Annotated in this window: 24 protein-coding genes; 8 read left to right on the forward strand and 16 right to left on the reverse strand. The window is 59.8% G+C overall.

Translation table 11 applies throughout. From position 1 onward, the window contains the following. Positions 1–21: 21 nt before the first annotated feature. A complete protein-coding gene (locus ACA071_RS30015) occupies positions 22–447 on the reverse strand; it encodes a DUF4399 domain-containing protein (RefSeq protein ID WP_497642327.1) in 426 nt (141 codons plus the stop codon). A 135-nt stretch (positions 448–582) separates the two neighbouring features. Between ACA071_RS30015 and ACA071_RS30020 the strand changes: the two genes are divergently transcribed. Then, positions 583–1,170, forward strand: a complete 588-nt coding sequence (locus ACA071_RS30020) for a transporter substrate-binding domain-containing protein (protein WP_497642328.1) — start codon at positions 583–585, stop codon at positions 1,168–1,170. A 110-nt stretch (positions 1,171–1,280) separates the two neighbouring features. On the opposite strand, the gene ACA071_RS30025 is transcribed toward ACA071_RS30020, so the two are convergent. Both ACA071_RS30025 and ACA071_RS30030 read right to left on the reverse strand, forming a co-directional pair. Further along, positions 1,281–1,766, reverse strand: a complete 486-nt coding sequence (locus ACA071_RS30025; RefSeq protein WP_497642329.1) for a 2-thiouracil desulfurase family protein — start codon at positions 1,764–1,766, stop codon at positions 1,281–1,283. 2 nt (positions 1,767–1,768) lie between these two features. Beyond that, positions 1,769–2,401 (reverse strand): 2OG-Fe(II) oxygenase, encoded by a 633-nt coding sequence (locus tag ACA071_RS30030; RefSeq protein WP_497642330.1) that lies wholly within the window; start codon positions 2,399–2,401, stop codon positions 1,769–1,771. 108 nt (positions 2,402–2,509) lie between these two features. On the opposite strand from ACA071_RS30030, the gene ACA071_RS30035 reads away from it, so the two are divergent. Then, complete coding sequence (locus tag ACA071_RS30035; protein ID WP_169372606.1) at positions 2,510–3,241, forward strand: DUF2059 domain-containing protein; 732 nt, start codon at positions 2,510–2,512, stop codon at positions 3,239–3,241. A gap of 34 nt (positions 3,242–3,275) precedes the next feature. Here the strand turns inward: ACA071_RS30035 and bipL are convergent, their stop codons facing one another. Next, the gene (bipL, locus tag ACA071_RS30040; protein WP_497642331.1) at positions 3,276–4,223 is read right to left on the reverse strand and encodes a phospholipase BipL; all 948 of its coding nucleotides are present in this window, start codon (positions 4,221–4,223) and stop codon (positions 3,276–3,278) included. Positions 4,224–4,320: 97 nt separating this feature from the next. Between bipL and ACA071_RS30045 the strand changes: the two genes are divergently transcribed. Then, on the forward strand, positions 4,321–4,899 hold the full coding sequence (locus tag ACA071_RS30045; protein WP_497642332.1) for a DUF6436 domain-containing protein: 579 nt from the start codon (positions 4,321–4,323) through the stop codon (positions 4,897–4,899). A gap of 103 nt (positions 4,900–5,002) precedes the next feature. Continuing rightward, positions 5,003–7,414, forward strand: coding sequence for a penicillin acylase family protein (locus ACA071_RS30050; RefSeq protein ID WP_497642333.1), 2,412 nt, complete (start codon positions 5,003–5,005; stop codon positions 7,412–7,414). Between the two features lie 110 nt (positions 7,415–7,524). On the opposite strand, the gene ACA071_RS30055 is transcribed toward ACA071_RS30050, so the two are convergent. Beyond that, on the reverse strand, positions 7,525–8,430 hold the full coding sequence (locus tag ACA071_RS30055) for an AraC family transcriptional regulator (RefSeq protein WP_497642334.1): 906 nt from the start codon (positions 8,428–8,430) through the stop codon (positions 7,525–7,527). 110 nt (positions 8,431–8,540) lie between these two features. Here ACA071_RS30055 and ACA071_RS30060 point away from each other — a divergent pair, with 110 nt between their 5' ends. Further along, positions 8,541–8,882, forward strand: coding sequence for a carboxymuconolactone decarboxylase family protein (locus ACA071_RS30060; RefSeq protein WP_054616978.1), 342 nt, complete (start codon positions 8,541–8,543; stop codon positions 8,880–8,882). A 127-nt stretch (positions 8,883–9,009) separates the two neighbouring features. On the opposite strand, the gene ACA071_RS30065 is transcribed toward ACA071_RS30060, so the two are convergent. Then, positions 9,010–9,975 (reverse strand): GlxA family transcriptional regulator, encoded by a 966-nt coding sequence (locus ACA071_RS30065; RefSeq protein WP_497642335.1) that lies wholly within the window; start codon positions 9,973–9,975, stop codon positions 9,010–9,012. 332 nt (positions 9,976–10,307) lie between these two features. Here ACA071_RS30065 and ACA071_RS30070 point away from each other — a divergent pair, with 332 nt between their 5' ends. Next, positions 10,308–10,949 (forward strand): HD domain-containing protein, encoded by a 642-nt coding sequence (locus tag ACA071_RS30070; RefSeq protein WP_169372599.1) that lies wholly within the window; start codon positions 10,308–10,310, stop codon positions 10,947–10,949. Between the two features lie 125 nt (positions 10,950–11,074). Here the strand turns inward: ACA071_RS30070 and ACA071_RS30075 are convergent, their stop codons facing one another. From ACA071_RS30075 to ACA071_RS30110, 8 genes are all read right to left on the reverse strand, one after another. Next, a complete protein-coding gene (locus ACA071_RS30075) occupies positions 11,075–11,968 on the reverse strand; it encodes an ABC transporter permease subunit (protein ID WP_497642336.1) in 894 nt (297 codons plus the stop codon). Next, the gene (locus tag ACA071_RS30080; RefSeq protein ID WP_497645404.1) at positions 11,965–12,846 is read right to left on the reverse strand and encodes an ABC transporter permease subunit; all 882 of its coding nucleotides are present in this window, start codon (positions 12,844–12,846) and stop codon (positions 11,965–11,967) included. Before ACA071_RS30080 ends, ACA071_RS30075 begins: the two co-directional genes overlap by 4 nt. Positions 12,847–12,881: 35 nt before the next feature. Further along, entirely contained in the window at positions 12,882–14,024 is a 1,143-nt protein-coding gene (locus tag ACA071_RS30085; protein WP_497642337.1) for an ABC transporter ATP-binding protein, read from the reverse strand. Between the two features lie 73 nt (positions 14,025–14,097). Next, positions 14,098–15,195, reverse strand: a complete 1,098-nt coding sequence (locus tag ACA071_RS30090) for a polyamine ABC transporter substrate-binding protein (RefSeq protein ID WP_497642338.1) — start codon at positions 15,193–15,195, stop codon at positions 14,098–14,100. Positions 15,196–15,431: 236 nt separating this feature from the next. Next, positions 15,432–16,529, reverse strand: a complete 1,098-nt coding sequence (locus ACA071_RS30095; protein WP_497645405.1) for a polyamine ABC transporter substrate-binding protein — start codon at positions 16,527–16,529, stop codon at positions 15,432–15,434. A 182-nt stretch (positions 16,530–16,711) separates the two neighbouring features. Then, on the reverse strand, positions 16,712–18,076 hold the full coding sequence (locus ACA071_RS30100) for an aspartate aminotransferase family protein (protein WP_497642339.1): 1,365 nt from the start codon (positions 18,074–18,076) through the stop codon (positions 16,712–16,714). Positions 18,077–18,133: 57 nt separating this feature from the next. Beyond that, a complete protein-coding gene (locus tag ACA071_RS30105) occupies positions 18,134–19,492 on the reverse strand; it encodes a glutamine synthetase family protein (protein ID WP_497642340.1) in 1,359 nt (452 codons plus the stop codon). A 36-nt stretch (positions 19,493–19,528) separates the two neighbouring features. After that, on the reverse strand, positions 19,529–20,320 hold the full coding sequence (locus ACA071_RS30110; RefSeq protein ID WP_497642341.1) for a gamma-glutamyl-gamma-aminobutyrate hydrolase family protein: 792 nt from the start codon (positions 20,318–20,320) through the stop codon (positions 19,529–19,531). 278 nt (positions 20,321–20,598) lie between these two features. On the opposite strand from ACA071_RS30110, the gene ACA071_RS30115 reads away from it, so the two are divergent. Next, entirely contained in the window at positions 20,599–21,975 is a 1,377-nt protein-coding gene (locus tag ACA071_RS30115) for a glutamine synthetase family protein (RefSeq protein ID WP_497642342.1), read from the forward strand. A gap of 311 nt (positions 21,976–22,286) precedes the next feature. Beyond that, positions 22,287–22,925, forward strand: coding sequence for a TetR/AcrR family transcriptional regulator (locus ACA071_RS30120; RefSeq protein ID WP_497642343.1), 639 nt, complete (start codon positions 22,287–22,289; stop codon positions 22,923–22,925). Between the two features lie 4 nt (positions 22,926–22,929). Here ACA071_RS30120 and ACA071_RS30125 read toward each other — a convergent pair whose 3' ends face one another. After that, positions 22,930–23,547 (reverse strand): LbetaH domain-containing protein, encoded by a 618-nt coding sequence (locus tag ACA071_RS30125; RefSeq protein WP_497642344.1) that lies wholly within the window; start codon positions 23,545–23,547, stop codon positions 22,930–22,932. Positions 23,548–23,679: 132 nt separating this feature from the next. Continuing rightward, positions 23,680–23,895, reverse strand: a complete 216-nt coding sequence (locus tag ACA071_RS30130) for a TOBE domain-containing protein (protein ID WP_003229256.1) — start codon at positions 23,893–23,895, stop codon at positions 23,680–23,682. Positions 23,896–23,992 lie beyond the last annotated feature (97 nt).

Genomic DNA, 23,992 nt, shown 5'->3' on the forward strand with positions numbered 1-23,992 from the left:
CCCGAAAAGGGCTCCCTTTTTTTATTTCACGTTGACGGTGATCTTCTTCGACACGATTGGCGGATCGAACGGCATATGGCTGCTATCGCCCAATTCCAGTTGCAAAGTGTGCTTGCCCGGGGCCAATTTGATTTCGGCCTGGGTCTGCGCTTTACCGAAGTGCATGTGGTTGGCGTCCAGCGGAATCGGCGCGCCGGCGGCTGGCAGTTTGTCGACGTCGATCAGCAAGTGGTGGTGACCGGTGTTTTTCGTCACATCACCCGCCGGAGCCAGTGAGACATCCTTGACGCCGAATTTGACGATAGAGGTTTGTTCGATGGTGGCACCGTCTTCGGGAGATACGATGAACACTTCGGCACCTTTAGGGGCCGGGGTAGCGGCGCTGGCCAGCATCGACACACCCATCAACAGGCCAGCCAATGCTGCTCGTGACATAAACGTTTTCATTCTCTTCTCCAGTTTTTCCGTAAAATCCGCGTGACCGAGACAACTTCACGGCCATTCGTTGTCGAAGGACCTCGACAACCATAGCAAAGCGAGCCTGAATCAGAGCATCGCAATAATGAATTCAAAGGAGTGACCATGCGCTTTTTGCCTGGCCTGATCTGCCTGCTACCCCTTTTGAGCCCTTTGGCCCATGCCGAACTGATTGACGACGTATACGACCGCGGCGAATTGCGCATTGCTCTTGAGGCTAATACACCGCCCTTCAATTTCAAGGACGACGGCAAACTCACCGGGTTCGAAGTCGAATTGGGGCAGTTGCTGGCCAATGAACTGGATGTACGGGCCGACTTCGTCGTCACCGATGCCAGCGAACTGCTGCCAGGCGTTGAAACCGGCAAGTACGACGTCGCCATCAACCACATAGCAATGACCGCGGATCTGAAGGATCGTTTCGACTTCAGCGAGCCTTACAGCCACACCGATGCGCAATTGATCGCGCAGAAAGAAGAGCAACCGCAGTCGATGCTGCTGGTGCAAACGCTGAAGGAAGAGGCGCCGAAGGCCAGCGAACCGGTAAGCCTGGCGATTCCGTTCCAGAAAGGTAACCCGGCGTTCCAGGCCAGCCTCGACAACGCGTTGCAGCGGATCAAGGCGGATGGTCGGCTGGAGGCGTTGACGCAGAAGTGGTTTGGGGCGGATACGAGTGTGGAGCCCAAGCCCTGATTTCAGGTTGATGAATACCTTGTGGGAGCGAGCCTGCTCGCGAAAGCGGTGCAACAGTCAACGATGATGTTGAATGTCAGGTTCGCTCCCACAGGTTTTTGTGTCAGTCGTTAATTGAGGGTTGCCAATGCGGCCGACGCTTGCAGCAACTCAAGCTCACTGAAGACTTGAACGCCATGGCGCTTGAGCAGCGCCGCCGTCACCCCTTCACCAGCGACCTTCACCCCACTGAAGCTGCCGTCATACGTAAGCAAATTCCCGCAGGACGGGCTGTTGGCCTTCAACACCGCAATCCGGATGCCGTGCTTCTGCACCAACTCCAGTGCCTGATAAGCCCCCGAAAGAAACTCCGCGCTGACGTCTTCGCCTTCAGTGGTGATCACCGGCGCATGGCCATCGAGCACTTCACCACCCTGCCCGCCCGGAATCTCCGCTGCGGCGCGCGGCGTCGGCAACCCACCCGCTACTTCCGGACACAACGGTACGACCCGCCCCTCGGCGATCCATTGGTCCAACAGATCAAATGGCCCACTCGCTCCGCCGTCGTAACGTACGCGATGGCCCAGCAGGCAGCGGCTTACCAGAATCTTTTGCATGATCAGAACGGCTCGTTGCCGCGACGGCGGAACCAGCCGGTCAATGACAGGCGATCCCGGGTCGCGGGCAGGACTTCGTGGGGCACCTCGCCTGACAGGAACACCACCAGGCATCCACCGGTGGGCACCACATTGTGTTCGACACCTTCTTTCAGGTACATGCGCAGTTCGCCGCCGTGTTCGGGCAGCCAGGCGTCATTGAGGTAGATCACCGCCGAGACCATGCGCCGGTCATCGTCGCGGAAACGGTCCACATGCTTGAGGTAGAACGCACCGGGCGGGTACAGGGCGAAGTGGCTTTCGAAATCTTCCAGGCCGAGGAACAGACCGCGATTCATCGCTTCGCGCAGGCTGTCCATCAAGCTCAGGTAGCTGTCGCAGGACTCGGTTTCGCCGGGTTCGAGCCACTGAATGTGGTCGCCGCGAATACCTTCGCGAATCTCCGACGTCGGCCCGCGCCCCACCGCCGCCGGGGCCAATTCACCCTCGGCCGCACGTTTACGGCACTCAGCCGCCAGTTCCCGGGTCAGACCCAGAGGCAGGAAAATATTCTGCTGCGACCAGCCCCGTTCGGCCAGGTCGTCGACGATACGTAACAGCAGCGGGTGATCAGAGGGTATTTGCATGGCGCGCATAGTATTCCTGTGCCTGCAAATCCGACAGAGCCGCGCAGCGGGCTGATACGAATTCTCGACAAGTTCCTGTACCGCACGGAGAATAGTCGCCTGCCGACAGGAGTCCCTATGCGCCGTTTGCTTTTTTCACTGTTGATGCTCTGTGTTTTGCCCGCCTGGGCAGACGGCCACGACCAGTTGTACAAGGTCGCCGGTTGGCCAGACCAACGCGCGCATTTTAACGACGCCCTCTCAGCCGCTCAGCAGCGCTACCAGAACAGCTTGCCGCCTGCGGTGTTTCAGGCACTGGTGAACAACAGCAACCAGCGCTTCGCCCCCCAGGCCATGGACCAGCGCGCCGAAGCACAACTGCGCAAGACCCTCGCCGATCCGAAACCGGCACTGACCTTTTTCCAGACACCGCTGGGCAAGAAAGTGGTCGCCGCCGAACTGCTGGCGACCCGGCGCGATCAATTGGCGAAAAATGCCAAGGGCTTGCCCAAGATTGAAGCCAGCGACACTCGCCTGCTGATCATCGGCCATCTCGCCCAGGCCCTGCCCGCTCGCGAGGCAGGCGCCGAAGTCACGTTGGCGATTGCCGGCGTTGCGGCCGACAGCTTGAGTTCGATGATCCCCGGTCTGCTCGGTGGCGGTCAGGCTCCCGGGATGTTGAATGGTCAGCGCCAGCGCTTGATGGATCAGATAGGCGCCGACCTGAATAACACGCTGCTCTACGTTTACCGCGACTTGTCGGATAACGAACTGGAAGAGTTCGCCACGTTTGCCGAGTCGGATGAGGGCAAGGCGTATTACCAGGCGGCGTTGGCGGCGATTCGGGCGGGGTTGGCGGTGGGGCAGTAAGCTTTCGTTGCCCGCGAAGAGCCCGGAACAGGCGCTAGAGATTCCGCCCCTTGATCCGCTTCGTCAAAAACCCGAAATACTCCTCCCGCAACGCCGGCGTCTCATTCGCCAAATGATGCCGTGCCTGGGGCAACATCAACACCTGCGGCTGATCAAACTTGGCCTTCAACACCTCCAGGTTGTGCTCCCAGTCCACCGTCATGTCCGCCTGCCCCTGCACGATCAGCGGCCGGCGCGGACTATTCGCAGACGCCTCGATACGCTTGATCCAGCGCCCCAATGCGCCGACCCATGCGGTTGGCAAACGTAGCGGCTGCAACGGATCGGCTTGCAGAAAGGGTAAGAATGCGGGGTCGTTAGAGTTCTCGCTAAAGCGTCGGGCGATGCCTTTGACAAAGGGTTTGAGCAGGTAATAACTCAACTGCGACCAGCCCCAGGCCCGGGGTCGTACCAGCGGCGACAGCAGGATCACCTGGCCTTGCGCCGGGCTGTCCGCGCCCTGATTAAGCACATGGTCGATCACAATCGCCCCGCCGGTGCTCTGTCCGAACAAATGCCACGGCTGCGGTAAATCCAGGGACTGCGCTTCGGCGAACAAGCTTTGCAGGGTGTCCTGATACTCGGAGAAATCCTTGATGCTCGCGCGCTCGCCGCTGGACAGCCCGTGCCCTGGCAAGTCGCAGGCAATCACCGCGAACCCCTGATCCATTGCCCATTCGATCACATGCCGATACAGCCCGGTGTGATCGTAAAAACCGTGAAACAGGAACAACGTCGCCTTCGCCCGCTCCGGCCACCAGACTTGGCTGACCACTTCATAACCATCGACCTGAAAACGCCCCAGGCCACGGCGCAGTGTGCGCTCCGGAAAATCCAGCCCATAGAACGCTTGATAGGCCAGGCCCTCCGTCGACAACGGCTGCCACTGGGCCAATGGCCGCAGACTGGCGCGCAAATGATCGGGGTCGAAAGTGGCAGGCATAGACTTTTCCAAAACGTGAAACGGACTTTATGGGCCTGCGATATTCATCTGTCGCGGCAAGCATGGCAAGCTGGGCGACCTTCGAGGATTGAAACCCATGCGTTCGGCCTACCGCACCACACTGCTTGCCAGCCTGCTCGCCCTCGTGTGCGCCGGCGTGCTGTGGGCCGCTTATGACTGGTTTCAGGGGCGCTACCTGCGGGCGTTCAGCGAACATACCGCGGTGTTTTCCGGCGACCCGTTGCGCCTGCCCGACGACCTCGCCGGCCCCGGCGCCATCCGCCTTGTGCATTTCTGGGACCCGGCCTGCCCGTGCAATGTCGGCAATCAACAGCACCTCACCGAACTCGTCGAGCAGTATGTACCGCAGGGCGTGGAGTTTTTTTCGGTGCAACGTCCCGGCAGTCACGGTCAATTGCCCAGCACCTTGAGCAGCCTGAAAACCATCACCGTGCTGCCCGGCTCGGAGCAGATCCCCGCCAGCCCGGCGGTGGCGATCTGGGACCGCGCCGGCAATCTCGCCTATTTCGGCCCCTACAGCGAAGGCCTGACCTGCAATTCGAGCAACAGTTTTATCGAGCCGATCCTGCAAGCGCTGAATGAAGGGCGAACGGTGAATGCAACCCACACGATGGCCGTGGGTTGCTACTGCCCATGGCCGGTGCAAGTGCAGTAAGGCATTCCGGACTATTCGAGGACGGTGATGCCCGGCACAGGAGGTCTGTGCTACATGTTTGCAGCCCACACGGGCGGCAATCGAAGAAGAACAAGGAGTCACCATGAAACGCGTCCTGACCGTACTCGCCTTGCTGATCGTCGCGCTCGCCATCGGGGTTGGCGGCTACGTCTACAGCAAGCAGCCGACGCGCCAGGGCCAGGTGGAGTTGCAACACCTGCAAGGTTCGGTAACCGTGCGCTACGACGAGCGCGGCGTGCCGCATATCCGCGCCGACAACGAAACCGATCTCTACCGCGCCCTCGGCTACGTGCACGCCCAGGACCGCTTGTTCCAGATGGAAGCCATGCGCCGCCTGGCCCGTGGTGAACTGGCCGAAGTGCTCGGGCCGAAACTGGTGGACACCGACAAACTGTTCCGCAGCCTGCGCATCCGCGAACGCGCCGAGAGTTATGTGGCCGCCCTTGATCGGCAGTCACCGGCGTGGAAGGCCCTGCAAGCTTACCTGGACGGCATCAACCAATATCAGGACACCCACGCCGCGCCCGCCGAGTTCGACGTGCTGGGGATCCACAAGCGCCCCTTCACCGCCGAAGACAGCATCAGCGTCGCCGGCTACATGGCCTACAGCTTTGCCGCGGCGTTTCGCACCGAACCATTACTGACGTATGTGCGCGATCAGCTCGGCCCTGACTACCTGAACATCTTCGACCTCGACTGGCAGCCCAAAGGCGTGCTGGCCAAAACCCGCGCCAACCCCGGCCCGGCCCTCGCTGCTGGCGACTGGAAAGACCTGAACGCCCTCGCCCGCCTCAGCGAACAAGCCCTGGCCGATAACGGCCTGCCGCAGTTCGAAGGCAGCAACGCCTGGGTCATCTCCGGCAACCACAGCAAAAGCGGCAAGCCGCTGCTGGCCGGTGATCCGCATATTCGCTTCTCGGTGCCGTCGGTGTGGTACGAGGCGCAACTGTCGGCGCCGGGTTTCGAGCTTTACGGTCATCATCAGGCGCTGGTGCCGTTTGCCTTTCTCGGCCACAACCTGGATTTCGGCTGGAGCCTGACCATGTTCCAGAACGACGATCTGGATTTGATCGCCGAGAAGGTCAACCCGGACAACCCGAACCAAGTCTGGTATCGCGGCAAATGGGTGGACATGGTCAACACCGAGCAGCAGATCGCCGTGAAGGGCCAGCCGCCGGTGACGCTGACCCTGCGTCAGTCGCCCCACGGCCCGATCATCAACGACGCCCTCGGCACTGCCGCCGGCAAGACCCCGGTCGCGATGTGGTGGGCGTTCCTCGAAACGCCGAACCCGATTCTCGAAGGTTTCTATCAGCTCAACCGCGCCGACACCCTGGCCAAGGCCCGCGCCGCGTCGGCCAAGGTTCAGGCGCCAGGACTGAACATCGTTTACGCCAACGCCAAAGGTGATATCGGTTGGTGGGCGTCAGCCCTGCTGCCCAAGCGTGCGGTCGGGGTGAAGCCCGGCTTCATCCTCGACGGCAGCACCAATCAGGCGGACAAGGAAGGCTTCTACCCGTTTAGCGCCAATCCTCAGGAAGAGAACCCGGCGCGGGGCTATATCGTCTCGGCCAACTTCCAACCGGTTGCGCCCACCGGCATGGAGATCCCCGGTTACTACAACCTGGCCGATCGCGGCCAGCAGCTCAATCGCCAGCTCAGCGACAAGAACGTGAAGTGGGACAACGACGCCAACCAGAAGCTGCAACTGGGCACCACCACCGCCTACGGCCCACGCTTACTCGCGCCACTGTTGCCGGTGCTGCGTGAAGTGGTGAGCGACCCGGCCGAACTGAAACTGGTGGAGCAATTGGCTAAATGGCAAGGCGACTACCCGCTCAATTCCGTCAGCGCCACGGTGTTCAACCAGTTCCTGTTCAACCTGACCGACGCGACGATGCGCGATGAGTTGGGCAATGACTTCTTTGAAACCTTGCTCTCGACCCGGGTAATCGACGCCGCGTTACCGCGTCTGGCCGCCACCGCTGACTCGCCGTGGTGGGACAATCGCAACACCCCGGCCAGGGAAACCCGCGCCGATACGGTGAAAGTGGCGTGGCAGGCGAGCATCGCGCACCTCAAGACCGTCCTCGGTACTGATTTCGCCCAGTGGCAGTGGGGCAAGGTGCATACGCTGACTCACGGTCATCCGCTGGGGGCGCAGAAGCCGTTGGACCGGATCTTCAACGTCGGTCCATTCGATGCGCCCGGCACCCACGAAGTGCCGAACAACCTCTCGGCCCGGATCGGCCCGGCGCCGTGGCCGGTGACGTATGGCCCGTCGACCCGACGTTTGATCGACTTCGCCGACCCGGCCCACAGCCTGACAATCAACCCGGTTGGCCAGAGTGGCGTGCCGTTTGACAGTCACTATGACGATCAGGCGGAGGCGTATGTCGATGGGATGTATATGCAGGCGCATTTCAGTGATGAAGAGGTGACGGCTAATACGCGGAGTACGTTGAAGCTGTTGCCGGCGCGGGCTGCGCAGTAGATTTTTGTTGTTAGGGCTGACGCCTTCGCGGGCAAGCCTCGCTCCTACGGACGGTGATATCTGTAGGAGCGAGGCTTGCCCGCGATGAGGCCATCACAAGCACCACAAAACTAAATCCCCCGCCGCACCCTACCCGGCGCCTCGCCATAGATCTCTTTGAATTTCTTGCTGAACGCCGCTTGGGACTGATATCCAACTTGCAACGCAATATCACTTAACCCCAAGTGCGATTGACCCAGCAAACTGAACGCCAATTCCATCCGAACCTGCGTCAGCAACACCCACGGCGACACCCCGGCCACTTTCACAAACGCCCGCATGAATGTGGCCCGGGACATGCTCGCCGTTTCGGCCAGGCTTTCGATGGTCCACTCATGGGCCGGATCGGCGAGCATCGCCTGCCAGGCGCGTCCCAGGCGCTTGTCGCCGAGCAGCGCCAGTGTGCCGCTGGCCGGCCCCAAGGTCGCCAGATGCGCCCGCAGCATCAGGGTGAACAACGCCTGGGACAGCGCGTCGAGCAGAAACTTCGCCCCCGCCTGATTGCCCTCCGCCTCGCCGCGCAACACTTCGACCAACGCCGGCAACGGCCCATTCGCCGGCAGTGCGCCGCGAGGGATCACCAGATAGTCCGGCAAGGACGCAAACAGCAGCGACGCACGGTTGTAATGAAAGGTCCCGCAGAGCATGTCCAGATCCGGGCTGGCGCCACCGATGCGATGCACCGGCAACGCGCCGCCGTGGATGATCTTCTGCGCGGAGGGCGCGACGGTTTTTCCGGGACTGTGGATCACGTGGGGCGTGCCGCCGGGCAGCAGCAGAATGTCACCGGCACGCATCGGCAGGCGCTGACCGTCGGGAAATTCCACGCGGCACTCGCCGGCCAACACGATGTGATAGGGCGCCATGCCCAGCGCTTGTTGCTCGTGGGCCAGCGCCCAGTCGCCCTGGAATTGGCAGCGCAAATCCAGAACGCCGCGAACGTTGGCCAGGGTGATGAGTTTATCGATCGAATTCATTTGAGCGCATCGAAGAAATTACTGAGCGGATCGAACAAACCCGAACCGCGCCAAAGGGCAAGACTGAGCGTGTCGAAACAGTACACCCAACCCGCTGAGGAGTTAACGCTATGTTCAATAACTGGTCCGAACTGCTGCCCACCATCCAGAAAGCCTTTGGCGCGCTGGGCAAGAGCAACCCGAAAATGGTCAAGGCCTACATGGCCCTCGGCGAAGCCGCCGCAGAAAATGATGTGCTGGATGCCAAGACGCGTGAACTGATCTCCATCGCGGTGGCGATTACTACCCGGTGCGATGGTTGTATTGCGGCTCATACGGATGCGGCGATCAAGGCTGGGGCGAGTCGCGAGGAAGTGGCGGCGACCTTGGCCACGGCGATTTCGCTGAATGCCGGGGCGGCGTATATCTATTCGCTGCGTACGCTTGAGGCGTATGACTCGCTGAAAAACTGAGTCGCGCTGATCGTTCCCACGCTCTGCGTAGGAATGCTGCCATGGACGCTTAGCGTCCGCTCTTGGGACGCGGAGCGTCCCGGGATGCATTCCCACGCGGAGCGTGGGAACGATCAGTGCTTTACCGTCAAACCATCGCCGTGAAGTTCAGCCTGAACTGCTGCGGCGTCACTCCCAACCGGCGGTTGAAAACGCTGCGCATGTGCTGGGCGTCACGAAAGCCACACTGATACGCCACGGTCTTGAGCGGCGAACGCGTGCTTTCCAGCAACACCCGCGCCGCATCCACCCTCGCCCGCTCGACAAACTCCGCCGGGGTCACTTTGGCTTCCTTGGCAAACACCCGGGAAAAATTGCGCGCGCTCATGTTGGCGGCGTTGGCGAGATCCGCGAGGGCCAAGTCGCCGGTGAGGTTGGCGAGCACGTAGAGTTGCACCAGCGCCACCGCCGACGTCGGTTCGGCGTGGGGCGTGAGGAACGGACTGAACTGCGATTGCCCGCCCGAGCGCTGGGTGAACACGACCAGGCGTTTGGCGACGCTGAGTGCGACTTCCGGGCCGTGATCGCGCCCCAGCAGGTACAGCGACAGGTCGATCCCCGCCGTGACCCCGGCCGAGGTGTAGAGCTCGCCGTCCTGCACGTACAAACGATCCGCTTCGACCTGAGTAGACGGACACAATGCCGCCAACGCCGTCGCATCGCCCCAGTGGGTGGTCACGGTGCGCCCTTCGAGCAACCCCGCCCGGGCCAACATGAACGCGCCATTGCATATCGAACCAAAGCGCTGCGCCCGCGCGCAGGCATCGCGCAGCCAGGCATCGAACGTCGCGCCGAAATTCAGGAACGGCAACTGCGGCCCACCGGCCACCAGCAGCAAGTCATAAGCGTCCGGCGCTTCGCTGAAATGCCGGTGCGCGTTCAGGGACAAACCGTTGGAGCACGGCATCATCCCGCGCTCGACACCGATGACCTCCAGCCGATAGTGGTCGTCCGGCGCGAGGAAGCGATTGGCTTCGGCGAACACATCCATGGGCCCCGTGACGTCCAGGGACTGCACGCCGGAAAACACCACGATGGCGACGGATTTTTGCATGGTTCGAAACGCCTCTATGGCACATAGATCCCCTGTAGCAGCTGTCGAGCGGAGCGAGGCAGCGTTCGGCGACGAAGTCGTCGTGAGATCAGGCTATGCGGTTTTTCAGGTAGATCGCGTACTCAGGGTTTACGACGACTTCGTCGCCGAACGCTGCCTCGCTCCGCTCGACAGCTGCTACAGATCTGCGCCAACCCTACAACAAGCGAGGTTGGCGCGATATGCCTGCTCATTGGCCGGGATCGCAGCCATGGATCGATTGTCCGCTGGCGGATGCGGGAACAGACTTTCCCCATCAGCGCCGCCACGGCGTTCCCCACGAGGAAAGCACCATGAGCAGCATCATTGCCGGCATCAAAATCCCCGACAGCGCATTGGCCAAAGCCACCACCGAATACATCCGCGACGTCGAATCCGACCTGCTGTACCACCACTCCCGCCGGGTGTTTCTGTTCGGCGCTTTGAGCGGTGAACGCAAGCAACTGGCCTACAACCCGGAGTTGCTCTACGTCGGCGCGATGTTCCATGACCTGGGCCTGGTGGAAGGTCAACGCAGCGACAACGAGCGGTTTGAAGTCGACAGTGCCAATGCCGCCAAAGCCTTCCTCAAGCCTTATGGCCTGAGCGACGACGACATCGAACAAGTGTGGTTATCGATTGCCCTGCACACCACGCCGGGCGTGCCGCAACACCTGCGGCCGAACGTGGCGCTGGTTACGGCCGGTGTCGAAATGGATGTGCTGGGTATCGATTACGCGGCGTTCCCGACCGAGCAGCGTGAGGCGGTGGTGCACGCTCACCCGCGTGGCGAAGGATTCAAGGAATGCATCCTGTGTGCGTTCGCCAATGGCTTCAAACACAAGCCGGACACCACGTTTGGCACGGTGAACGCAGATGTGCTGGTGGACAGCGAGCCGGGGTTCAAGCCGATGAACTTTGTCGAGATCATCCGCAAATCGCCTTGGGTTGCCTGACCCCACACTGATCGTTCCCACGCTCCGCGTGGGAATGCAGCCCGGGGCGCTCCGCGTCCCAAAGCGTAACGCGGAGCGTCACAAGAGGCATTCCCACGCGGAGCGTGGGAACGATCATCCGTGGATCAAGCCGCTTCCGGCGCTTGCTGCGCCCGACGCACGTCCGGTTGCTTCCAGGAATCGGCAGCACCTTCTTCGATCGCTTGCTGAATCGCCCGCTTGCGGTTTTCTTCGGCGCGGCGACTGAAGAACCAGACCAGGAAGGTCACGATCGACACCGCCAACAGAATCAGACTGGCCACAGCGTTGATCTCTGGCTTCACGCCCAGACGCACCGCCGAGAACACTTCCATCGGCAGGGTCGTTGAACCAGGCCCGGACACGAAACTCGCCAACACCAGGTCATCCAGCGACAGCGCGAAGGACATCATCCCGCCCGCCGCCAACGATGGCGCGATCATAGGGATGGTGATCAGGAAGAACACCTTCCACGGCCGCGCGCCCAGGTCCATGGCCGCCTCTTCAATCGACAGGTCCAGCTCACGCAAGCGCGCCGACACCACCACCGCCACATACGCCGCACAGAACGTCGTGTGGGCGATCCAGATGGTGATGATCCCGCGTTCCTGTGGCCAACCGATCATCTGCGCCATCGCCACGAACAGCAGCAACAGCGACAGACCGGTGATCACTTCGGGCATCACCAACGGCGCGGTCACCAGGCCACCAAACAGCGTGCGACCCTTGAAGTGCGTGATACGGGTCAGCACGAAGGCCGCCAACGTACCGAGTGCAACCGCGGCCACCGCCGTGTAGCAGGCGATTTCCAGTGAGCGCACCACCGAGCCCATCAATTGGGTGTTGTCGAGCAGGCCCACGTACCACTTGATCGACCAGCCGCCCCACACTGTCACCAGTTTCGAGGCGTTGAACGAGTAGATCACCAGGATCAGCATCGGCGCGTAGATAAACAGCAAACCCAGCACCAGCATCAGGCTTGAGAAACGGAAGTTCTTCATTCTTTGCCCTCCATTTCTTTAGCCTGACTACGGTTGAACAGGATGATCGGCACAATCAGGATCGCCAGCATCACCACCGCCAGGGCAGACGCCACCGGCCAGTCACGGTTGTTGAAGAACTCTTGCCACAGCACTTTGCCGATCATCAGGGTTTCCGGACCGCCGAGCAGTTCCGGGATCACGAACTCACCGACCACCGGAATGAACACCAGCATGCAGCCGGCGACAATGCCGTTCTTGGACAGTGGAATGGTGATTTTCCAGAAGCTGTTGAAGGTGCTCGAACCCAGGTCGGATGCGGCTTCCAGCAGGCTGTTGTCGTGCTTCACCAGGTTGGCGTAGAGCGGCAGGATCATGAACGGCAGGTACGAATACACAACGCCAATGTAGACCGCGAGGTTGGTGTTGAGGATCTGCAGCGGTTCGTTGATCCAGCCCATGCTCATCAGGAAACCGTTGAGCAGGCCGTTGTTGCTGAGGATGCCCATCCACGCGTAAACGCGGATCAGGATCGCCGTCCAGGTCGGCATCATGATCAGCAGCACCAGCACCGTTTGCAGCTCTTTACGGGCGCTGGCAATGGCGTAGGCCATCGGGTAGCCAATCAACAAGCAGAGGACGGTGCTGATCAGCGCCATCTTCAGCGAACCCAGGTACGCGGCGATGTACAACTCGTCGTCGCCGAGCATCGCGTAGTTGCCCAGGTTCAGCAGCACCTGCAGCTTCTGGTCAATGAAGCTGTAGATCTCGGTGTACGGCGGGATGGCCACGTCGGCTTCGGCGAAGCTGATCTTCAAGACGATGAAGAACGGCAGCATGAAGAACATGAACAGCCAGATGAACGGTACCCCGATGACCAGTTGGCGGCCACCGGGAATTATTCGATTGAGGCGGCGTTTGAATTTGCGCATGTTCATGAGCGAAGTACCACACCGCTGTCGTCTTCCCAGTACACGTAGACCTGATCGCCCCAGGTCGGACGGGCGCCACGGCGTTCGGCGTTGGCGACAAACGACTGCACCAGTTTGCCGCTCGGCAATTCGACGTAGAACACCGAGTGGCCGCCGAGGTAGGCGATGTCATGCACCTTGCCGCTGGACCAGTTGTACTCGCAGGTCGGCATCTCGGCGGTGACCAGCAGTTTCTCTGGACGGATCGCGTAGGTGACGGATTTGTCCTGCACCGAGGTGCTGATGCCGTGGCCGACGTAGATCTGCCGATCGAGGTCTTTGCAGGTAATGGTCGCGTGGCCTTCGGCGTCGTCGATCACTTCACCTTCGAAGATGTTGACGTTGCCGATGAACTCGCAAACCAGGCGGCTGGTCGGGGTTTCGTAGATGTCGATCGGGCTGCCGATCTGGGCGATCCAGCCCAGGTGCATGATCGCGATGCGCTCGGCCATGGTCATGGCTTCTTCCTGGTCGTGGGTCACCATGACGCAGGTTACGCCGACGCGCTCGATGATCTCGACCAGCTCCAACTGCATTTGCGAACGCAGTTTTTTATCCAGTGCGCCCATCGGTTCGTCGAGCAGCAACAGCTTCGGCCGCTTGGCCAACGAACGGGCCAGGGCCACACGCTGACGCTGACCACCGGACAACTGATGCGGCTTGCGCTTGGCGTACTGCGTCATCTGAACCAGCTTGAGCATGTCCGCGACACGGGCATCGACTTCCGAGGCCGGGATCTTGTCCTGCTTGAGGCCGAAGGCAATGTTCTGCGCCACGGTCATGTGCGGGAACAAGGCGTAGGACTGGAACATCATGTTGATCGGTCGCTCGTACGGCGGCATCTCGGTGATGTCGACGCCGTCGAGGTAAATGCGCCCCTCCGTGGGCCGTTCAAACCCTGCGAGCATGCGCAGCAAGGTGGATTTGCCCGATCCCGAACCGCCGAGCAGGGCGAAAATTTCGCCTTTCTTGATTTCCAGGGACACGTCGTCCACGGCAATCGTCTCGTCGAACTTCTTCGTGACCCGGTCGATTTTGACCAACACCTGTTTCGGTGTCTGGTCGCCCTCGAGGGCTTTCTTATAGGCGCCGGAGGCAACTGCCATTTACGAAACTCCCAGAAAAAAAGAGTGCAGTTCGCCCGAGGTGGGCCAACCTTGGATAGTTTGAGCCTTGAAGCTATTTACCCGTCTTGACCGTGGTCCAGCTGCGGGTCATCAAGCGTTGAATCTTGGGCGGCAGCTCGACCGACACGTAGGTCTTGTCGAGGACGGCTTGCGGTGGGTACACCGATTCGTCCGTGCGGATGGATTGCTCCATCAATTTGTCCGAGCCAGGGTTGGGGTTCGCGTAGCCAACCGAATCGCTGACCTGTGCAATCACTTCAGGCTTGAGCAAATAGTTGATGAAGGCGTGGGCTTCCTTGACGTTGGACGAGTCCTTCGGAATCGCCAGCATGTCGAACCACAGCGCCCCACCCTCTTTCGGAATGGTGTAGGCCACGTTCACGCCTTTGCCGGCTTCGGCCGCGCGGGCCTTGGCCTGGAACATGTCACCGGAGAAACCGATGGCGATGCAGATGTCGCCGTTGGCCAGGTCCGAGATGTACTTGGACGAATGGAAGTACGTCACGTAAGGCCGCACCGCGAGCAACTTGGCGGTGGCCTTTTTGTAATCTTCAGGGTTGGTGCTGTTGGCGTTCAGGCCCATGTAGTTGAGGACCGTCGGCATCATTTCATCGGCGGAATCGAGGAACGCCACGCCGCAGCTGTGCAGCTTCTTGATGTTCTCCGGTTCGAACAGCACGCTCCAGGAGTCGATCTTGTCGACGCCCAGCACCGCCTTGATCTTGTCGACGTTGTAACCGATGCCGTTGGTGCCCCACAGGTACGGCACAGCGTACAGGTTGCCCGGATCGTTCTGTTCCAGGCGCTTGAGCAGCACCGGGTCGAGGTTGGCGTAGTTGGTCAGCTTCGATTTATCGAGCTTCTGGAAGGCGCCAGCCTTGATCTGTTTGCCAAGGAAGTGATTGGACGGCACGACTACGTCGTAGCCGGTGCGCCCGGCCAGCAACTTGCCTTCCAGGGTTTCGTTGGAGTCGAACACGTCATACACCGGTTTGATCCCGGTTTCTTTCTGGAAGTCGGCCAGGGTGGTCGAGCCGATGTAGTCCGACCAGTTATAAATATGCACAGTACCGGCGGCCTGGACACTGACGGCAAGTGTCAGCCCGGCGCCGACCAGCATGGCATTGCGCAATAAAGAAAAAATAGGCACGTGGAGGTCCTCTAAAATTAGTTGGGCCCAAGTTGCCCAGCGTCACATGACAGCCATGGCTGCCTGGCAACAAAACCGGCGCGCAACTTACCCTCGATAAACCGTTCCAGCAAACTTTATGAAGATCTGTAGCCGCTGCCGCAGGCTGCGTTCAACTGCGAAGCAGTTGTGATGTTGAAAACGCGGAGGTCCTTCGGACCTCAACGCAGCCTTCGGCAGCTACTACAGGGGTTTACTTATTTACCGGATTTAATCTTGGTCCAACTGCGGGTCATGATCCGCTGGGTCGCGGCCGGCAAGTCGGCAATCGCGTACAGCTTGGCCAATACGTCAGCCGGTGGATAAACGCCCGGGTCGCTGGTGATGTCTTTATCGACCAATGCCGTGGCAGCCGCGTTACCGTTCGGGAAACGCACTGCGTTGGTGATCTCGGCCATGATTTCCGGCTTCTGCAGGAAGGTCATGAACTTGTAGGCGCCTTCGACGTTTTCGGCATCTTTAGGGATGGCGACCATGTCGTAGAAGCTGCCGGCACCTTCTTTGGGAATGTTGTAGCTGACTTTCACCTTGTCACCGGCTTCAGCCGCACGGGACTTGGCCTGGTAGATGTCACCCGAGTAACCGACGGCTACGCAGATGTTGCCGTTGGCCAGGTCGGAGATGTACTTGGACGAGTGGAAGTAGCCCACCGAAGGACGAATCTTCAGGAACAGCGCTTCAGCTTCAGCCAGTTGTTTTTTGTCCTGGCTGTCGGTTGGATAGCCCAGGTAGTGCAACGCCACTGGAATCATCTCGGTTGGCGAATCGAGGAAACTGATACCGCACGACTTCAACTTGGCGGCGTTTTCAGGTTTGAAGATCAGGTCCCAGGAATTGGTTGGCGCATCGGCACCCAATGCAGCCTTGACCTTCTCGGCGTTGAAACCGATACCGATCGAACCCCACATGTAAGGGAAGGCGTGTTCGTTACCCGGGTCGCTCACCGATACGGCTTTAAGCAAGTCAGGGTTCAGGTTCTTCCAGTTAGGCAGCTTGGACTTGTCCAGTTTCTGGTAAACGCCGGCCTTGATCTGCTTGGCCAGGAAGTTGTTCGACGGCACGACGATGTCGTAGCCGGACTTGCCTGCCAGCAACTTGGCTTCGAGGGTTTCGTTGCTGTCGAACACGTCGTAGACGACCTTGATCCCCGACTCGGCCTCGAACTTCTTGACGGTGTCCGGTGCGATGTAATCGGACCAGTTGTAGACGTGCAAAACCTTGTCATCCGCCTGAACTGCACCCGCCATCACGCCCATCAGGGACATGGCGAGGAGGGTCTTGCCAGCTATCTTCATACCTAATGCCTTCATGGGTAATGCTCCAATTTTTCTTTTTAACCACGTGCTCAGCGGCCTGTTACTGGGCATCCGAACAACCGGTAGTCTGGCAAGTTCCGAGGCAGGCTTTCAAGGAAAGACCCATCCTTTATTTGCACTGGGCGAAGTGCCGACCGCACACCCCGCCCAGAGCCTAGCACTTAGCCCTGCAACGCACTCAGGGTCAGGTCCAGGCACTTGCGTGCCTTGGTCACCAACTCATCGATTTCCGCCGGTGTAATCACCAGTGGCGGGGAGATGATCATGGTGTCGCCCACCGCGCGCATGATCAGGCCGTTGTCGAAGCAGAAGGTGCGGCAAATCATGCCGACGCCCTTGCCTTCGTAACGTTTGCGAGTGGCCTTGTCCTGGACCAGTTCGATGGCCCCCAACAGACCGACGCCGCGCACTTCCCCCACCAACGGGTGATCGTTCAGTTCCCGTAGACGCTTTTGCAAATAGGGTGCCGTTTCGGCATGGACGCGCTCGATAATTTTTTCTTCGCGCAGGATGCGGATGTTTTCCAGCGCTACCGCAGCGGCCACCGGGTGCCCGGAATAGGTGAAGCCGTGGTTGAAATCGCCGCCCTCGTTGAGCACCTTCACCACTTCGTCACGCACGATCAGGCCACCCATCGGGATGTAGCCGGAGGTCAGGCCTTTGGCGATGGTCATCATGTCGGGCTTGAGGTCGTAGTGATCGCTACCGAACCACTCACCGGTACGGCCGAAACCGCAAATCACTTCGTCCGCCACGAACAGGATGTCGTACTTGGCGAGGATTTCCTTGATGCGCGGCCAGTAGCTGTCTGGCGGCACGATCACGCCACCGGCACCCTGGATCGGCTCGGCAATAAAGGCACCGACGTTGTCCACGCCGACTTCCAGAATTTTCTCTTCCAGCTGATTGGCGGCCCAGATACCGAACTCGTCCGGGCTCATGTCGCCGCCTTCACCGAACCAGTACGGCTGGGCGATGTGGACGATGCCCGGGATCGGCAAGTCGCCTTGTTCATGCATATACGTCATGCCACCCAAGCTCGCGCCGGCCACGGTGGAACCGTGATAACCGTTCTTGCGGCTGATGATGACTTTCTTGTTCGGCTGGCCTTTGATCGCCCAGTAATGGCGGACCATGCGCAGCATGGTGTCGTTGCCTTCCGAGCCCGAACCGGTGAAGAACACATGGTTCATGCCTTCAGGCGCGATGTCGGAAATGGCTTTGGCCAGTTCCAGCACCGGTGGGTGAGCGGTCTGGAAGAACAGGTTGTAATAAGGCAGTTCGCGCATTTGTTTGGCGGCGGCGTCAGCCAGCTCATCACGACCGTAACCGATCGCAACGCACCACAGGCCGGCCATGCCGTCGAGGATCTTGTTGCCTTCGCTGTCCCAGAGGTAAACGCCCTTGGCGCTGGTGATGATGCGCGGGCCTTTCTCTTTAAGCTGTTTGAAGTCGCTGAACGGCGCCAGGTGGTGTTCGCTGCTCAAGGCTTGCCATTCACGGGTTTGCGGGTTGTTGCTGGTCATGCGAATTCTCCTAAGATTCCAGTGAGGGCGCCGCCAAGTGCAGCGGCGCCCGGCGCATCAGACGGCAAAGAGCAGGAATTCCCGCTCCCACGAACTGATCACGCGCTTGAAGTTTTCATGCTCGGCCCGCTTGACCGCGACGTAGCCCGTGATGAATTTCTTGCCCAGGTATTTCTCGACGGTCGCGCTGTTTTCCATGCGTTCCAGCGCGTCTTCGATGGTCAGTGGCAGGCGCAGGTTGCGGCGTTCATAGCCACGACCGACCACCGGCGCACTCGGGTTCAAGCCTTCGACCATGCCGATGTAACCGCAGAGCAGGCTCGCGGCAATCGCCAGGTACGGGTTGGCGTCGGCACCCGGCAGGCGGTTTTCCACCCGACGGTTTTGCGGCCCGGCATCCGGCACCCGCAGGCCTACGGTGCGGTTCTCTTCGCCCCACTCCACGTTCACCGGTGCCGAAGTGTCCGGCAGGAAGCGGCGGAACGAGTTGACGTTCGGCGCGAACAGCGGCAGCAATTCTGGAATGAGTTTTTGCAGGCCACCGATGTGATACAGGAACAACTGGCTCATGGTCCCGTCTTCATTGGAGAAGACGTTCTTGCCGGTTTCGATGTCGATGATGCTCTGGTGCAAGTGCATCGCACTGCCGGGCTCGCCGGTCATGGGCTTGGCCATGAAGGTCGCGGCCACATTGTGCTTGAGCGCGGCTTCGCGCATGGTGCGCTTGAACACCAGGATCTGGTCGGCCAGGGACAGGGCATCGCCGTGACGGAAGTTGATTTCCATCTGCGCCGTGCCGTCCTCGTGGATCAACGTGTCGAGGTCCAGTTCCTGCAATTCGCACCAGTCATAGACGTCTTCGAACAGCGGGTCGAATTCGTTCGCCGCTTCAATCGAAAACGACTGGCGACCGGTTTCCGGGCGACCGGAACGGCCAATCGGCGGTTGCAGCGGGAAGTCCGGGTCTTCGCAGCGTTTGGTCAGGTAGAACTCCATTTCCGGCGCCACGATCGGCTGCCAGCCACGGTCGGCGTAGAGTTTCAGGACCTTCTTGAGCACGTTGCGCGGCGACAACTCGATCGGGTTGCCTTGCTTGTCGTAGGTATCGTGGATCACCTGAGCCGTGGGCTCGATGGCCCAGGGCACCAGGTACACCGCGTTCTGGTCGGGGCGGCAGATCATGTCGATGTCGGCCGGGTCGAGCAGTTCGTAATAGATGTCGTCTTCGACATAGTCGCCGGTCACGGTCTGCAACAGAACGCTTTCGGGCAGGCGCATGCCTTTTTCGGCAATGAACTTGTTGGTCGGCGAAATCTTGCCCCGGGTGATCCCGGTCAAGTCGGCGATCATGCATTCGACTTCTGTGATCTTGTGGTCTTTCAACCAATCGGTGAGCTGGTCGAGGTTGTTACTCATAAATGCCTCTAGGCTGAGTTTCCTGACTCTTATAAGTCAGGCGTTGTTTGACGCATCGGCGTCGCGTTGTATTGCGCGCTTGCGGCAGGCATTGCCAAATGCCTGGAAGATCGCAAGGTAGTCAGGGTTGGAGCTTACCTGCCATTCGGGATGCCATTGGACTCCCAGAGCAAAAGCCTTGCCGCCATCCACCGGCTCTCCATCAATAGAGAATGCTTCTACCAACCCGTCAGGGGCCAAGGCTTCTACGCGAAGGCCCGGCGCCAGACGGTCAACGCCCTGACCATGAATAGAATTGACTTGAATCTCGCTCGCCAGGCCCAGGCCGGCGAGCACGCCGCCCGGCTGAACCTGCACCGGATGGCTCGGCGCGTACTGTTCTTCCAGCGGCAGGCTGTCATCTTCGCGGTGATCCATGAAGGCACCGGTTTCGTGTACTTTTTGATGCAGGCTGCCGCCGAAGGCCACGTTCATTTCCTGGAAGCCGCGGCAGATGCCGAGCACGGGAATGCCGGCCTCGACAGCGGCGCGGATCAACGGGAGAGTGGTGGCATCGCGTGCAGAATCATGAGCAGTGCCCGGCGCGCTGGCTGGGCCGCTATAGTGAAACGGTTCTATATTGGAAGGTGAGCCGGTAAAGAGAATGCCATCCAGACCGTCCAGAATATCGGACGGGGCCAGCAAATCCGCCAGGGACGGAAGAATCAACGGCAGGCCTTTGGCAGCTGAGGCCACGGCACGTACGTATTTGTCGCCACTGATGTGATAAGCATGCAGACCGATCTGCTTAGAGCAGGCGGTGACGCCGATTAACGGCAGGCGAGACATGAAGCACCCCGGTATTATTGCTGTTATGGGTTTGAATCGAGCTTAGCCTTGTTCATTTTTTTACACAACACCCCCGTAAAAAATACAACACGGCCCGCTCAAACGTGCGGGTACCAAGAGGGCCAAAGGCAAAAAAACGCCCCAAAGTGCCTCAAAAAAGCCCTGCGAGCGCTTTTTTAGGGCAAAAAAGGCCTCGCTTGACTTCGGCATGCCGTTCGGGTTGACTGAAACCCGAAGAGATCAATGATTGATATTTTTAACAACAAAGGTGTTGCATCATGTCGGTACCCCCGCGTGCCGTTCAGCTTAACGAAGCGAACGCGTTCCTTAAGGAACATCCTGAGGTTCTGTACGTTGACCTTCTGATTGCGGATATGAATGGTGTGGTGCGCGGCAAGCGCATTGAACGCACCAGCCTCCACAAGGTTTACGAGAAAGGCATCAACCTGCCGGCCTCTCTATTTGCTCTGGATATCAATGGCTCGACGGTGGAAAGCACCGGTCTGGGTCTGGACATCGGCGATGCTGACCGAATCTGCTATCCAATCCCCGACACCCTGTGCAATGAGCCTTGGCAGAAGCGCCCTACCGCGCAACTGTTAATGACCATGCACGAAATCGAAGGTGAACCTTTCTTCGCCGATCCTCGCGAAGTCTTGCGTCAAGTCGTGACCAAGTTCGATGACATGGGTCTGACGATCTGTGCCGCGTTCGAACTGGAGTTCTACCTGATCGACCAGGAGAACGTGAATGGTCGACCGCAACCGCCGCGCTCGCCGATCTCCGGCAAACGTCCGCATTCGACACAGGTCTACCTGATCGACGACCTCGACGAATACGTCGACTGCCTCCAGGACATTCTGGAAGGTGCAAAAGAGCAAGGCATCCCGGCCGACGCCATCGTCAAGGAAAGTGCCCCGGCGCAGTTCGAAGTGAACCTGCACCACGTGGCCGACCCGATCAAGGCCTGCGACTACGCGGTACTGCTCAAGCGCCTGATCAAGAACATCGCCTACGACCATGAGATGGATACCACCTTCATGGCCAAGCCTTACCCAGGCCAGGCGGGTAACGGTCTGCACGTCCACATCTCGATTCTCGACAAAGACGGCAAGAATATTTTTGCCAGTGAGGATCCCGAGCAGAACGCCGCACTGCGTCACGCGATCGGCGGTGTGCTCGAGACCCTACCGGCGCAGATGGCTTTCCTCTGCCCGAACGTCAACTCCTACCGTCGTTTCGGCGCACAGTTCTACGTGCCGAACTCGCCGTGCTGGGGCCTGGACAACCGCACCGTGGCGATTCGCGTCCCGACCGGTTCTTCCGATGCCGTGCGTATCGAACACCGCGTTGCCGGTGCCGATGCCAACCCGTACCTGCTGATGGCTTCGGTTCTGGCAGGCGTGCATCACGGCCTGACCAACAAGATCGAGCCGGGCGCGCCCGTAGAAGGCAACTCCTACGAGCAGAACGAGCAAAGCCTGCCGAACAACCTGCGCGATGCATTGCGCGAGCTGGACGACAGCGAAGTCATGGCCAAGTACATCGATCCGAAATACATCGACATTTTTGTCGCCTGTAAAGAGAGCGAGCTGGAGGAGTTCGAACACTCCATCTCCGACCTCGAGTACAACTGGTACCTGCATACCGTTTAAGCGGTTGCAGTAAAAAAGAAACGCTGCAGGCCTTACAGCTTGCGGCGTTTTTTTATGGGTTTTTTCGATCGTCCCCACGCTCCTGCGTGGGAATGCACCAAGGGACGCTCCGCGTTCCAGCCTCACCGATGCTGTCATGCCTGGCATCGATGTGACGCAGAGCGTCACGGGCTGCATTCCCACGCAGAGCGCGGGAACGATCAACTGTTCACTGGAGATCAACTGTAGGCGCGAGCTTGCTCGCGATGGCGTCCGGGCAGACAACATAGATGCCTGCTCGTACAATGCCCGCTGCCCCGCAGGAGACTCCAATGACGCGCCCCGCCCCTATCCGCAAACCCCGCGCACGCAGTCAGGCGCGGATCGATTCGATACTCGATGCCGCCCGTACGCTGCTGGCCGCCGAGGGTGTGGCCAGCCTGTCGATCTACAGCGTTGCCGAACGCGCTGAAATCCCGCCGTCGTCGGTCTACCACTTCTTCGCCAGCGTCCCGGCGCTGCTCGAAGCCCTGACCGCCGACGTCCACGCCGCGTTCCGCGCCTGCCTGCAAGCGCCGATCAACCACGAAGCCCTCAACGGCTGGCGTGACCTGTCGCGACTGGTGGAGCAACGCATGCTCGACATCTATGGCGAAGACGCCGCCGCCCGCCAACTGATCCTCGCCCAACACGGCCTGACCGAAGTCACCCAGGCCGACCGCCAGCACGACATCGAACTGGGTGATCTGATGCACAAGCTATTCGATCATCACTTCGAACTGCCGAGACTGCCGATGGATGTCGATGTGTTTGCCCTGGCCATGGAACTGGGCGACCGCGTCTATGCGCGCTCAGTGCAGCAACATGGGCAAATCACGCCGCGCATGGCCGAGGAAGGGATGCGGGTATTCGATGCGTATTTGGGGCTTTATCTGCCGCCCTATTTGCCCAAGCGCACCCTTGCCACTTGATGCCCTACGCCACTTCGCAGTCGTAGAGCGTCAACCGCCGAATCACCGCCCCTGGCAGCAGCAACCCGCCCGGCGCCACCACCGCGTTGGCGCCAAGGCGTGAGCCGTCGCCCATCAGGGCACCGAACTTGTCGCACCCGGTCGGCTGAACCACGCCACCCACCCGAACATTTACACCCTTGTCAGCGCGCTCGTTGCGGTAATTGGCGATGATACTGCCGGCTTCCAGATTGACCCCGGCGCCCAACACCGAATCACCGACGAAATTGAAATGAGCCAGTTTGGTCCCGCTGAAGACAAACGAAGACTTGAGCTCCGCACCGGGGCCGATGATGCAGTTTTCCCCGAGCCAACACCCTCCACGCAGATAGGCGCCGGCGGCGATAAAACAACCGGGACCGATGATTAAGGGCCCTTTCAGTACAGCGCCCTCCTCCACCTGTGCAGTACGGTGAATGGCGATATCGTCGACGATCTCGTAGTCGTCCCGCGGCAACTGCGACAGCAGGTGCTGCACACGCTCGGGAGCGTTGAGCACCAGTTCCCAGGGCGCCAACTCTGCCCATACGGCAATGGGCGAATGCAATATGTCGTGAACGTAATCTGCAATTCTGACAGTCACTGCTGATCCCTCTGCTCTTGCCCTCAGCAAGGATGCTCAAGGCAAATCAGAACGCACTCTATCACCGCCTGCGCAGGCAATAAAAAACCCCGAAGGGCTCACACCCTCCGGGGTTGTTCGCAATGCACGCGCTTACAACTTGGCGATCGACACCTCGGTGGATTTCACGAACGCGATCACTTCGCTGCCGACCACCAGTTCCAGTTCTTTCACCGAACGGGTGGTGATGACTGAAGTGACGATGCCGGAAGCGGTCTGCACGTCGATTTCCGACAGCACGTCACCCAGCACGATTTCCTTGATCGAGCCTTTGAACTGGTTACGAACGTTGATGGCTTTGATAGTCATGCGATTTCTCCTCGAGTCGAAATGAGCTGCAAGCTACAAGCTACAAGTCGCAAGAAGAAGCAGAACGCTTTTACTTGCCGCTTGAAGCTTGCAACTT

Source organism: Pseudomonas sp. LBUM1646 (assembly GCF_059716165.1).